Here is an 11,691-nt window from a genome sequence, read left to right on the forward strand (position 1 = left end):
GAGTTTGTGTGAGCGGAATGATCATCGTGAATTCCTTCGGGCCGGGGCCGGACCCTTACGCCAGCCCCTTCAACATGAAATTCCAATACATGATTGGTAATCCGTGCTTCTTGACGTACCAGTACGGCCGATGTGGCACGGTGGGGTCGAGCAGTGGGAAGCTCGGTCTGAGTGTGAGGTCGTAGTCGAATTCCGCCAGCAGCATGGACTTGGACGACGTGACGATCGGGCACGATGAATAGCCGTCGTAATGCGCCGTTGTAGCGCGCCCGTTCAACACTGCGTCGATATTGTTCACGACCACGGGCGCCTGCTTTCGGATCGCCGCGCCCGTCTTGGAGTTCGGCGTCGACGCCACGTCACCGAGTGCGAACACGTTCGGGTAACGCACATGCTGCATGGTGTGTTTGTCGACGGCGACGTACCCGTTGTCGTCCTTGACGGACAACGGGCTCGCCTTGATGAAGTCCGGCGCCGACTGTGGGGGGACAGCGTGCAGAAGGTCATAAGGCATTGTCGTGGTGCCGCTTTCAGCGGTGATCTGTACGGTGCGAGAGGACGGGTCCACAGCTGTCATCTCGGAGTTCACATGAAGCGAGATCCCGTAATCATCGATGACCTTATCCAGACTGGCTGCGATGGATGCGATCCCGAACGGTCGCGGTGTGGGCATGATCAGGTGGACGTCGATGTCATCGAGAACCCCCTGTTTACGCCAATAGTCGCTGGCCAGATAGGCGATCTTCTGCGGGGCGCCGGCACATTTGATGGGTCCGCTCGGCACTGTGAATACTGCGGTGCCGGAGCGCAGTCCGCGAATCATCTCCCAGGTTCGGGGAGCCAGCTCGTAGCGATAGTTGGAGGAAACCCCACCGTGTCCTACGGCACCGGACAGACCGTCAATCTTGCCCCAATCCAGCTGGATGCCGGGGCAGACGACGAGCGCATCGTATCCGTGGACGGACCCGTCGGCGCACGTCACGGAGTTGTTGTCGGGATCGAAAGTGTTAACGCTCTGGTTGATCCAGGTGGTGGATGGTGGAATGACCGAGTGCATGGGTCTTCCTGTGCTCGCAGCGCTCGCCTGGCCGCCGCCGACCAAGGTCCACAGCGGTTGGTAGTAGTGGGTGTCCGACGGTTCGATCAGGGTGACGTTGCGATAGCCCTTGCGGTGCAGCCGTGCGGCGACCGTGATGCCTGCGGTTCCGCCTCCGATGATGAGGACACGATGCTTGGTGACATTCGACATGGATGTGAACCTCCTCGGTGGTCAGGCGTGCTGATGCGACTCGGCCCAGGCGCCATAGCCGCCGAGGATGTCGCTGACGTCATCGAAGCCCTCTCTGCGCAACAGGCTGGCCGCAGCGGACGAGCGATAGCCACCGGCGCAGTACACGACGGTCGGTCGTTTCGGATCCAGCTCGTCGAGTCTTCCCGGCAGATCTCCGACGGGAATGTTGAGCGCGTGGGCGACTGCTCCATCTGCCACTTCGGTCGGCTTGCGGACATCGACCACTTGCAGGTCCGGGATCGACGCGATGCGTTCGTCGAAGGCCGCAGCGGTCAGTCGGGATGCTGTCTGAACCTCTTCGGCATGGGTGAACATCGCCTCTTCGGGATCAGCGAGATAGCCGATCACGCGGTCGAACCCGATACGCGCCAACCGGTTCTTCCCTTCGAGCTCCTGGCCGGGGTCCGTCATCAGAACGATGTCGGCATCGTGGGGCAACACCGATCCGCCATACTCGGCATAGCGGCCGGCGAGGCCGATGTTGATCGCGTCACGCAGATGACCGAGCGCGAAATCTTCCGCGCTGCGGCCATCGACGAGGACCGCTCCGGCGGCCAGCGCCGACTGCACCTGGTCAAAGGTCAACGGCGCGGGCATCTCGTCCTCATCGAGCAGAGCCCGGTTCTTCCGGTTGAGTATCGCGTCATAGGCGAAGTAGCCCGGCGCGGGCGCCTGGCCCTCGGTGACCAGTGCCATGAAGGTGGCTTTGTCCGGTGCCCGAAGTGCGTAGTTCGTCACTTTCTGCTCACCGATCGTCGATGACAATTCGGTGGAGAGGTTCTTACCGCATGCCGAGCCGGCACCATGCGCGGGGAACACTCGCGTCTGGTCCGGCAACGTCATGATCTTGTCGTGCAGGGAGTCATAGAGTGCGCTGGCAAGTTCGTCGCGGGTGTGTCCGATCGAAGCCAGCAGGTCCGGTCGGCCGACATCACCGATGAACAGGGTGTCCCCGGTCAGCACACCGAATGGCTCTGTCTCCGAGGCGTTCTCGAAGACGACGATGCTCATCGACTCAGGGGTGTGGCCCGGGGTGTGGCGGAACTCCAGGATGACCTCGCCGAGTGCAAGTCGCTCTCCGTCGGCCATGCCCACCGACTCGAACTCGGTTTCCGCGACGGTCGAGTACACGATGTGGGCGCCGGTGGCCTCGGCGAGCTCCAGATGCCCGGAGAGGAAATCTGCATGAAAGTGCGTCTCGATCACCATCTCGATCGTCAGACCGTGGCGGGTGGCGTCCTCGAGATAGGCCGAGACATCGCGCTGGGGGTCAACGACGACCGCCCGGCCGGTGGTCTGGTCACCGATGAGATACGAGGCGTGCGAGAGGCATTCGAGATAGTACTGTTCGAAGATCATGATCTGGCTCCTTTTGTGGCCGGGGACGAACGCTCCGTCTGCGATCTCTTTAATACCCCTATGGGTATGGGAACGGCTTCCTGGGCGGCTCTATTCCGGCGGCGGTGTGGGCTATGCAACAGTCCCGATGGACCCGTCATCGCGGACGACGGCACGCCCGGCGGCATGCCAGGCGGAGATCCCTCCGGTCAGGTTCACCGCAGTGATTCCTGCCGCGCACAGTGCGTCGGCGGCCTTCTGTGATCGACCTCCTGATCGGCACATGACGACGACGGCCGATCCGCGGTAGCGCTCGGGAGTGAGTTCTGCCAGTGCGCAGTGGGTGGCTGCGGGTGCGTGACCCGCGTGCCACTCGAAGTCTTCGCGGACGTCGAGTAAAAGTGCCCGTCCCTGGTTCACGAGCTCTTCGGCATCGGCGACATCGATCTGGGGTGCCACAGGGTCTGTCATCTTGGTCTTCTCTCTCATGTGCGGTTGCGGCGGAATGGGTTCCACTTGTTGCGGGATGGAGTTGGCGAGGTGTGGCCATCGCACCAGTCGTCGGGCCGCACGTTGCGGCGCACGGCATCGACATGCGCTCCGCAGCCGGCCCAGGTGGTCTTGCCGCAGTTGCGGCATTTCACAGCGCGACACACGGTAAATCCTTTCGTTGGTGAAATAGATGCTGATGAGCGGAGGCTGACCCTCCGGTTCGCTCACGGCGACCCTTCGATTCTCCACCCGGCATTACCATACCCCCTACGGTATATTTAGGCCAGAAAGTCGGCAGCCAGCGAGGGGGTACCAGGGTGATGTCTGATGACAAAGTGGAGGCTGAGCTGTGAACGGGGTCACTGCGCCGATGTGGGTCGGTCTCCCGCTCGGGGTGGGGTTCGGCGCCATCGCCTCGTTATGGGGCATCGGCAATCCCGAGACGATCATCAGGGCTGCTCGACTGATCGACCGGTTGCTGCCGGCCTGCTTCCTGCTGGTCACCGCACTGGGTTCGGTTCTGCTCTACGGCCTGTATGCGTCCGGCGTGGCCATGCACTTCTCGCCCAAGCCGACCTACATCTATGGCGTGGTGTTGGGCGGGATTCTGTTCGGAGTCGGTCTTGCGCTCAGCGGCTACCTGCCGGGGACTGCGCTGATGGCGATCGGAGAAGGTCGCCGAGACGCCCTACTTGCGATTCCCGGCGGACTGCTGGGTGCATCGGCGTGGACGGCTCTCGCGGATACCGACTTCGGCCGATGGATCGTCTCCGACGCGAACTTCGGAGACGTGGTAGCGGGCGGCAACATACATGACGTGTCGCCGGCCCGTATGGTGGTCCTCGCGCTGCTCTATGCTGCTGCGGCATTGTGTGCGTTGTACTTTCTTCCGCGGTATCGCGCGAGCCGGCATTGCTGCCTTCGGAGCATCCGGGGCGGTGAACCCGATAGCTATGATCGGCAGATGGCGATAGACACACATCGCTACCTGAACGAAGGGGCTCGGAGGCCCATCGTCCGAAGAAACACACTCGCGCGTCTGTCCGAGCACTACGTGACCCGCCCGGGTTTTTTCGTTCGCGCAACGATTCTCGCCGGATCGGCGGTCGCCATCCTGGGTGTGCTGGCTCTGTTCCTGCGCCAGCAATTCGGCCAGTCCACCACCTACTCGTGGGTGGTCGGCGTGCTGTTCATGCGAGACTCCGCCTACTCGCAGAATGTGTTCGCCACGATCGGCTGGGAACCGCTGGCCGATCTCGGGGTGCTGATCGGCGCGTTCTTGTCTGCGTACCTGTTCACCGGGCGTTTCACGGCGTTCGCGAAGGTGACTCCGCCGTCGTGGCGCAATCGTTTTGGCGACAACCCTCGCCTGCGCCAGGCTGCCGTCTTCGGTGGTTCCTTCCTCACGCTGCTCGGTGCGCGGATGGCCGGCGGATGCACCAGTGGGCACACCCTCAGTGGAGGGATTCAGTTATCCATCAGCGCATGGCTTTTCACAGCATCGCTGGCGGTTGCGGCGGTACTCACGGCACGCTTGGTCTATCGCGACGTTAGCTGCCGGGTTGACGCCTGAGAAGCCCTCGACTGCAACGGTTTCAGTCCATTCGCGGTCCGATCCGCCCCGGTTGTGTCCGGAGGCTTCTCCGCTGGGGAAGGGCGGGCACGTGAGTTCGAAGTCATCAAGGCGGTATCCAGACGAGTTGAAGCAGCGGGTGGTGCAGATGGTGGTCGCGCAGCGACCCACGACCTCGGACTGAAAAGCGATGGGCCGGATTGTTGACCTCCTGGGTCGGCACCGCTTCAACGGTGCGCAAATGGGTCCGCCAGGCCGAGATCGACTCCGGCGATCGGGCCGCCCAGAGCGCGGAGGAATCCGAGGTACTGCGCGCGCTGCGCCGCGAGAATGCCGAACTCAAGCGAGCCAATGCGATCTTGAAAGCGGCATCGGCTTTCTTGGCCGCTGAACTCGCCCGCCCCACTCGGCAGGCGGCCGCGCCACGGTACTGCGCTGACCTGTTGCGACGACCGTTCATTCCGGCAGATGCCATCAGTTTCGATTGAGAAAGTTCGTGCATGCGCTGTTGCACAACGGATTGCAGGAATCGATTGGCCGCGTCGGTCCATTCGGAGACCGCGGCGCGATGGAGTCGTTCTACGCACTTCTGCAACGCAACGTGCTCGACCGCCACCGATGGTCCACCCGCGCCGAACTACGCCTGGCGATCGTGACCTGAATCGAAAGGACCTACCACCGATGCCGCCGGCAACGCGTCGTTGGCTGACTCACCCCGATAGAGTTCGAGTTGCTCCACGCACCAATCGCAGCCGCGGCTGACATTCACACCCGACGAGTCAACTGAACCCGGGGCAGACCTGACCTCGCACAGTGTGCGACCGTATAGTCTCCGCATGGGCCGGTGACGCAAGCGTGCTTATGCCGTCCTGCCGATCTGAGATCCTGATCGGGATGCAGGCTGGCCGTCTGGAGATTGTCGAATTCCCTAGGGCGTTTCGTGGCGGCAGCTCACGCCTGCGATGTACAGCTCAGGCCAGTGTCAGGAACAGCTTCTCCAATTCGGCTTCTGACATGGGTGCGGTGCCGCCCTCCTTGTCTGCGACGATGCATTCGCGCATACCGGTGGCCACGATCTTGAAACCCGCTCTGTCCAGCGCCCGCGATACCGCAGCGAGCTGTGTGACCACCGCTTTACAGTCTCGGCCCTGTTCGATCATGTTGATGACACCGCCGAGCTGCCCCTGTGCGCGTTTCAGCCGTGCGAGGATGGCCTCGATGCTCTGCTGATCGTCGATCATGCTCAACGCCTTCCGTCTATTCCGTGGTGGTGGTAATGATACCCGCGCGGGTATCCTGCGATCGGTTGTGCACCTTCAACGGCCACCAGAACCATCGCCCGAGAAGTGCCGCGATGGACGGTGTCATGAGCGACCGCACGATGAGTGTGTCGAAGAGCAGTCCGATGCCGATCGTGCTGCCCGCCTGACCGATCGAACTGAGATCGCTGGCCACCATGGACATCATGGTGAAGGCGAACACCAATCCCGCGGCGGTGACAACGCTGCCCGTCTCACCCATCGAGCGGATGATTCCGGTGCGCAGCCCGGCGCCGATCTCTTCCTGGAACCGTGACACGAGCAACAGGTTGTAATCCGATCCGACGGCCAGCAGGATGATCAGACCGAACACCGGGGCGATCCAGTTGAGTTCGAGTCCGAACCCGTACTGCCATATCAGCACCGTCAGCCCGAAGGCGGCGCCCAGGGACAGCAACACCGTGCCGACGATCACCAGCGAGGCGACCAATGCCCGGGTGATCAGCAACATCACGATGAAGATCAGTGTCAGTGCTGCGACGCCGACGATCAACAGATCGTAATGCGCCCCGGACTGGATGTCGCGGTAGATGGCCGCGGTGCCGGTCAGGTAGAACTTCGCTTCGGTGAGACTTGTGCCCTTCACGGCCTCATGGGCGGCCTCGAGTTCGGGCGTCACGGCTGCAATGCCGGCGGGGGTCGCCGGATCCTTTTCGTGGGTGATGATGAATCGCGCGGCCTTACCGTCCGGTGAGAGGAACAACTCAAGTCCGCGTTGGAAGTCGGGGTTCTGGAACGCCTCCGGGGGTAGATAGAAGTAGTCGCCACCCTTGGAGGCATCGAAGGCCTGGCCCATGGCGCTGGCCGTGTCGGTCATCTGTGACATCTGAGTCACCAGGCCGGAGAAACTGCTGTGCATGGTCAACAAGGTGCTGCGCATCGATTCGGCGATCGCGATCATCGGCCGGAACTGGGCGAGCATGTCGGGAACAACGGCACTGACGTCACGTGTGTCGTCCACCAGGGCGCGCATATCGTCGCTGAACTTGTCCACCCCGTCGATGGCGTCGAAGATCGATCGGACCCCCGAGCAGGCCGGGATGTCAAAGCAATGTGGCTCCCAGTAGAAGTAGTTGCGCAACGGTCGGACCACGTCGTCGAAATTGGCCAGATGATCGCGCACCTCGTCGAGTGTGGCCTTGGCCGTGGTCATATCGTCGACCATCCGATTGGTGGCTCCACCCATCCGAGAGAGTGCCGCCTCCAACTGCTTCATCGACGTGATCATGGCACCGAGGTCATCGCTCATGGTGAGCATATCGGCGGTGCGGTCCTTCATGAACTGCAGGTTCTGTTGGATCGGAATCGACTGAGCGCTGATCTGGAACGGTATCGAACTATGATCCATCGGCCCGCCCAAAGGACGGGTGATGCTCTGCACCATCGCAATCCCGGGCGTTCGGAAAACTTCCTTGGCGATCTTGTCCAGTACGAGCATGTCGGCGCTGTTACGCATATCGTGGTCGGTCTCGACCATCAGGATGTCCGGGTTCATCGTGGCCGCGCTGAAATGACGTTCGGCGGCGGCGTAACCCACGTTGGACGGGAGGTCTTTCGATATGTAGAAACGGTCGTTGTAGTTGACCTCCATTGTCGGCACGAACGCTATGCCGAGAAGCGCGATCGCGAGGGTCGCTGCGAACACGGCGCCAGGCCACCGCACGGTGACGGTGCCGATGCGCCGCCAACGCCGGACGTTCGGCTCGCGCTTGGGGTCCAACAGTCCAAAGCGACTCGCGACCACCACGACTGCCGGCGCGGCCGTCAGTGCTCCGGCGACTACCACTACCAGCCCGATTGCCGAGGGTACGCCCAGTGCCTGGAAATACGACAGACGTGCGAAATGCAAGCACAGGGTCGCGCCGGCGATGGTGAGTCCCGAACCCACGATGATGTGCGCCGTGCCGCGGAACATCGTGTAGTAGGCCGACTCTCGGTCTTCGCCGGCTCGACGTGCCTCCTGGTAGCGGCCGATCAGGAAGATCGCGTAATCGGTTCCGGCCGCGATCGCAAGAGAGGACAGCATCGCGACCACGAACGTCGAGAAGCCGAGGACGCCCATATCGCCCAGCAGCGCGACAACACCTCTTGCCGTGCCCATTTCGAATCCGACCATGACCAGTACGAGCAGCATCGTGACGATCGACCGGTAGGTGATGAGCAGCATGATCATGATGACCACGCCGGTGACGCCCATCATGAGCAGCATGCTCTTGTCGGCTGCCTCGTTCATATCGGCGGTCAGCGCCGCTGAGCCGGTGAGATATACCCTGAGTCCTGCCGGTGGCGGCGAGTGCTCAAGAATGGTGCGTACTGCCTCGACCGAACGGATACCTTCCGTACTGCCTTGGTCACCGGCCAGGTTGATCTGCACGTAGGCGGCTTTACCGTCTCTGCTTTGCACGCCGGCCGCCGTCAGTGGGTCTCCCCAGACATCCTGGACGTGTTGAACGTGTGCGCTGTCGGCGCGCAGGGCGCGCACGAGATCCTGGTAGTAGGTTCGCGCTTCGACGCCCAGCTCTGTATCGCCCTCCAGCACAACCATCGCCATGCTGTCGGAGTCGAACTCGTCGAAGGTGGCGCCGATGTGGCGAGTGGCGATCATCGCCGGCGCGTCGTGCGGCGACATCGTGACGGCGTGCTCGCGGGCCACGGTCTCGATCTGCGGGACCAGCACATTGATTCCCAAGGTCAACAGGAACCAGGCGATGAGTATCGGGACAGCGAACCGGCGGATGAATCGCATGGCGGCCGGCCGGGTCTGCGTATCGTGGGTCATGCGGCTTTCGCCAGACACGAGATCTGTGCGTCATGCCCGGTCGCCGACTGTTCGGCCTTCACGACACCGTTGACGGTTATCCGGCACCCGATGTTCGAACCGTCGCCCTGGGCAACCACGCTCGCCAGTACTGCTGGTGTAGTCGTCGTGATCGTCAATGTCCATGGCAGAGAGGTGAAGTCGACCTGGTGTGCTGTGGCGCCCATATCGAGGTAGCTCACGCTCCCCGCCGTCCCGGCGGGGCCGTAGACGTCGTAGGTCACATGCTTGACGAAGGTGGGATCGAGCGGCTGGGCACCTCGTCCGGTGGCGGAGAAGATCGGCTCGGACCCGAACGCGTCGCGGAGGTGTACCACGGCCACACCGCCGATGGCGACGGCGATGGATACCGTGAGCGGCACCCACGCTTTCACGAGCATGTTCACAGCGATGTTCCCTTCGTTGGTGCGGGTTACGCACAAGCGAGATGAAAAGCGTTCCGCCCTGGCTGTGCCACGTCCGGCCGCATTCGCACGGCATCGGGCGCACCTGAACGGACAAATCGGGACTGGCGATCCGATTCCAGATTTATACCATACCCCCTAGGGTACTGCTTTCGATAGCATCCGCCGAGGGCGGATGGCTGATATCTGGCCAACAGCTAGTGCCAACCCAAATGACGTACCTGCTGGTCCTCGAACTTGTCGCTGAGGCCGCACCCGTCACGCACCGTCTACCGCGCCGCGGTCGACCTCTGCGCATGCATCACCTCTAGTGCTGGGCGTCGAGCAGGGTGCTCAATCGCGCAGCGAGGGCGAGCCCTTCGTGATCCAGTCCGTCGCAGATATCTGCGCAAACCTCTGCGCGTGAGCTTCTTTCGAACGCGAATCCCCAGACAGCGGGAGCGACGGCATCAGCGAGGTGCCTGCGCGCGCAGTCCTCGACAACCGCAGTGAGGTCGCCATAGCCGCAGCGACGCAGGGCGACGTTGATTTCGTCCCGGACTCTGGAGTAGGTATGTCGCGCATACACCTCACCGGGAATCTGGTCACCTCGGCAGTCGCCGAGATGCCCGCTGGCGGTATCGAACAGGCCACGGGCGAATCGTTCGAAGCTCGCGTATCCCGCTCCTGTGGTGACGGTCGATATCCAGGCAGCGAGCCGGGCCCGTTGGCTCGCACCCAGTTGGGGCCGCACAGTGCGGAATCGTTGCGAGAACCGCGGGGTCATGGCCGCGACGTGGCATTTCCGGGCGCTGGGCTTCGGAAAAGGTTGGCGGGGGCGTTTTCGGGGGCCCCACTGCCTTGCCGAATCACCAGGTTCCCGCCGGTCTGGGGCCGGGTGATCACCACACCCATACCGAGGCGTCGTCTGGTGCGTAGTTCGCGCAGATGTCGGTGGTATGCGCCGCTACGCCTTTGTTGTTGAAGAAGATCTTCGCCCAGTTGGGCCAGTTCCAGGACAGCTGTTCGTAGAACGCGTTGGTGGCGGTGTTCTCCGAGTATGCGCGCCGCCCCGCGTAATCCATGGAGTAGAACCAATGGATGCGGTCACGCACCGCCCGCTGCACCTCTGGCGATTTGTTGTTGTAGTCGGTCATGTATCGCTCGTAGTAGACCGGTTCGACATCCCTTGCGGCGGCGAGGATCTGCTCAGCGGTGCACGTCGTGTGCAGCATGCGTCGCGGTATCGGGTAGTCCTCGGTGGCGTCGGCGCGAGTGAGTGCCGCGACTGCAACGGCGAAGGCCGCGAGCAGTACGATGATGGCCAGAACCGTGCCGATTGCACGCAACGCTCGCACCAGCCATGGGCGTTCAGGGTCGCGCGGCGGCATCGAGCCGGCCGAGCTGGTGTGGGCAGTACGTTCGCATTCCAGCGGCCAGGAACTGCCACGCCTGCTCCGTCGAGGTGCTCCTGTCGAGATTGGTGTGGACGAATGCAGCTGCGTCATGAGCATTTTCATCGACTCCTCGATCCATTCGTTTACAGGCGATCTTGGCCAGCCAGGCGTTGTAGTCGCGTTGACCGTAGATGCCGTAGGTGTGCAGGTCGCGCGCGAAATCGGTGTCGCGGTCCGCCGCTGCCGATGGGGCGAGTGTCACCGCCGCTGCGAGGACGCCGGTGATCAACGACGGCCACTTCATGACGTCACCCCTGCCGTTGGATCGGTTTGCAGCCGTGGCGGATTGGGCCACGGAGCGGGTACCGGCCGCACCCGGATCCGTTGTGGCCACCAGAACCATCGGCCGAGCAGGTTTGCAATCGACGGCGTCATGAACGAGTGAAGTCGACCTGGTGCGCCGTGGCGCCCATATCGAGATAGCTCACGCTCCCCGCCGTCCCGGCGGGGCCGTAGACGTCGTAGGTCACATGCTTGACGAAGGTGGGATCGAGCGGCTGGGCGCCCCGTCCGGTGGCGGAGAAGATCGGCTCGGACCCAAACGCGTCGCGCAGGTGCACCACGGCCACGCTACCGATGGCGACGGCGATGGATACCGTGAGCGGCACCCACGCTTTCACGAGCATGTTCACAGCGATGTTCCCTTCGTTGGTGCGGGTTACGCACAAGCGATGACGAAAGTCGTTCCGCCTTGGCGATCCGATTTCAGATTTATACCATACCCCCTAGGGTAATCTTGCGAGCCGCGTAGCCGGCCGCATCGGCCGACGAGGGAGATTCAGCCAGCCGGCGGAGGGAGATGGCCGAATGGCCGATGCCGGGGCGTGTTCTGGGCGACAAGGCTGGCGTCGTGAAGAAGACCAGGCACCCGGCGACATCATCCCCACGGTCGGACGCACGTGCGCGCGCCGCTGCCATTGTGGTGGTGGTCGCCTCGATGGTCATCACGCTGGTGATAGTGATCGGCATTCATCTGCTGCGGGCGAACGGCTTGCTCGCCCCTGGTGCCCGGTAGCCGAC

12 protein-coding genes and 2 pseudogenes are annotated in these 11,691 nt (G+C 62.8%); 4 read left to right on the top strand and 10 right to left on the bottom strand.

From position 1 onward, the window contains the following. Window positions 1-55: 55 nt before the first annotated feature. The 3 genes from IC40_RS0110485 to IC40_RS0110495 all read right to left on the bottom strand — a co-directional run bounded on the left by IC40_RS0110485 (window position 56) and on the right by IC40_RS0110495 (window position 3,100). Window positions 56-1,249 (bottom strand): NAD(P)/FAD-dependent oxidoreductase, encoded by a 1,194-nt coding sequence (locus tag IC40_RS0110485; RefSeq protein WP_030134666.1) that lies wholly within the window; start codon window positions 1,247-1,249, stop codon window positions 56-58. 21 nt (window positions 1,250-1,270) lie between these two features. Continuing rightward, window positions 1,271-2,650 (bottom strand): MBL fold metallo-hydrolase, encoded by a 1,380-nt coding sequence (locus IC40_RS0110490; RefSeq protein WP_030134667.1) that lies wholly within the window; start codon window positions 2,648-2,650, stop codon window positions 1,271-1,273. Between the two features lie 111 nt (window positions 2,651-2,761). Further along, on the bottom strand, window positions 2,762-3,100 hold the full coding sequence (locus IC40_RS0110495; protein WP_030134668.1) for a rhodanese-like domain-containing protein: 339 nt from the start codon (window positions 3,098-3,100) through the stop codon (window positions 2,762-2,764). A 370-nt stretch (window positions 3,101-3,470) separates the two neighbouring features. Between IC40_RS0110495 and IC40_RS0110500 the strand changes: the two genes are divergently transcribed. The 3 genes and pseudogenes from IC40_RS0110500 to IC40_RS26495 all read left to right on the top strand — a co-directional run. Further along, on the top strand, window positions 3,471-4,694 hold the full coding sequence (locus tag IC40_RS0110500) for a YeeE/YedE thiosulfate transporter family protein (RefSeq protein ID WP_051644309.1): 1,224 nt from the start codon (window positions 3,471-3,473) through the stop codon (window positions 4,692-4,694). Window positions 4,695-4,884: 190 nt separating this feature from the next. Continuing rightward, window positions 4,885-5,098 (top strand): annotated as a pseudogene (locus IC40_RS27525) (transposase); the annotation flags it as partial. A 35-nt stretch (window positions 5,099-5,133) separates the two neighbouring features. Beyond that, window positions 5,134-5,403 (top strand): annotated as a pseudogene (locus IC40_RS26495) (IS3 family transposase); the annotation flags it as partial. A gap of 262 nt (window positions 5,404-5,665) precedes the next feature. On the opposite strand, the gene IC40_RS0110515 reads toward IC40_RS26495, so the two are convergent. The 7 genes from IC40_RS0110515 to IC40_RS0110545 form a co-directional block, all read right to left on the bottom strand. Beyond that, window positions 5,666-5,935: a metal-sensitive transcriptional regulator gene (locus IC40_RS0110515; protein ID WP_030134670.1), complete on the bottom strand. Its 270-nt coding sequence runs from the start codon at window positions 5,933-5,935 to the stop codon at window positions 5,666-5,668. A gap of 16 nt (window positions 5,936-5,951) precedes the next feature. Continuing rightward, complete coding sequence (locus IC40_RS0110520) at window positions 5,952-8,759, bottom strand: MMPL/RND family transporter (RefSeq protein ID WP_162179269.1); 2,808 nt, start codon at window positions 8,757-8,759, stop codon at window positions 5,952-5,954. Between the two features lie 29 nt (window positions 8,760-8,788). Beyond that, the gene (locus IC40_RS0110525; RefSeq protein WP_030134672.1) at window positions 8,789-9,211 is read right to left on the bottom strand and encodes an MmpS family transport accessory protein; all 423 of its coding nucleotides are present in this window, start codon (window positions 9,209-9,211) and stop codon (window positions 8,789-8,791) included. A 331-nt stretch (window positions 9,212-9,542) separates the two neighbouring features. Then, window positions 9,543-9,968 carry a hypothetical protein gene (locus tag IC40_RS0110530; protein ID WP_234411671.1) on the bottom strand — a complete coding sequence of 142 codons (426 nt, stop codon included), beginning with the start codon at window positions 9,966-9,968 and terminating at the stop codon, window positions 9,543-9,545. Window positions 9,969-10,116: 148 nt separating this feature from the next. Next, entirely contained in the window at window positions 10,117-10,563 is a 447-nt protein-coding gene (locus IC40_RS0110535; protein WP_372494033.1) for a DUF5078 domain-containing protein, read from the bottom strand. Between the two features lie 22 nt (window positions 10,564-10,585). After that, window positions 10,586-10,915: a DUF732 domain-containing protein gene (locus tag IC40_RS0110540; RefSeq protein ID WP_030134675.1), complete on the bottom strand. Its 330-nt coding sequence runs from the start codon at window positions 10,913-10,915 to the stop codon at window positions 10,586-10,588. Between the two features lie 127 nt (window positions 10,916-11,042). Continuing rightward, window positions 11,043-11,297 carry an MmpS family transport accessory protein gene (locus IC40_RS0110545; protein ID WP_234411679.1) on the bottom strand — a complete coding sequence of 85 codons (255 nt, stop codon included), beginning with the start codon at window positions 11,295-11,297 and terminating at the stop codon, window positions 11,043-11,045. 173 nt (window positions 11,298-11,470) lie between these two features. Between IC40_RS0110545 and IC40_RS0110550 the strand changes: the two genes are divergently transcribed. Continuing rightward, window positions 11,471-11,686 carry a hypothetical protein gene (locus tag IC40_RS0110550; RefSeq protein ID WP_030134677.1) on the top strand — a complete coding sequence of 72 codons (216 nt, stop codon included), beginning with the start codon at window positions 11,471-11,473 and terminating at the stop codon, window positions 11,684-11,686. Window positions 11,687-11,691: the final 5 nt, after the last annotated feature.

It is taken from the genome of Mycolicibacterium neoaurum ATCC 25795 (genome assembly GCF_000691525.1).
Taxonomy (GTDB): domain Bacteria; phylum Actinomycetota; class Actinomycetes; order Mycobacteriales; family Mycobacteriaceae; genus Mycobacterium; species Mycobacterium neoaurum.

Excerpts from the sequence above, each read along its gene's own strand:
- IC40_RS0110485 (WP_030134666.1), bottom strand. The coding sequence starts at position 1,249 with ATGTCGAATGTCACCAAGCATCGTGTCCTCATCATCGGAGGCGGAACC.
- IC40_RS0110490 (WP_030134667.1), bottom strand. The coding sequence starts at position 2,650 with ATGATCTTCGAACAGTACTATCTCGAATGCCTCTCGCACGCCTCGTAT.
- IC40_RS0110495 (WP_030134668.1), bottom strand. The coding sequence starts at position 3,100 with ATGACAGACCCTGTGGCACCCCAGATCGATGTCGCCGATGCCGAAGAG.
- IC40_RS0110515 (WP_030134670.1), bottom strand. The coding sequence starts at position 5,935 with ATGATCGACGATCAGCAGAGCATCGAGGCCATCCTCGCACGGCTGAAA.
- IC40_RS0110520 (WP_162179269.1), bottom strand. The coding sequence starts at position 8,759 with ATGCGATTCATCCGCCGGTTCGCTGTCCCGATACTCATCGCCTGGTTC.
- IC40_RS0110525 (WP_030134672.1), bottom strand. The coding sequence starts at position 9,211 with ATGCTCGTGAAAGCGTGGGTGCCGCTCACGGTATCCATCGCCGTCGCC.
- IC40_RS0110540 (WP_030134675.1), bottom strand. The coding sequence starts at position 10,915 with ATGAAGTGGCCGTCGTTGATCACCGGCGTCCTCGCAGCGGCGGTGACA.
- IC40_RS0110545 (WP_234411679.1), bottom strand. The coding sequence starts at position 11,297 with ATGCTCGTGAAAGCGTGGGTGCCGCTCACGGTATCCATCGCCGTCGCC.
- IC40_RS0110550 (WP_030134677.1), top strand. The coding sequence starts at position 11,471 with ATGGCCGAATGGCCGATGCCGGGGCGTGTTCTGGGCGACAAGGCTGGC.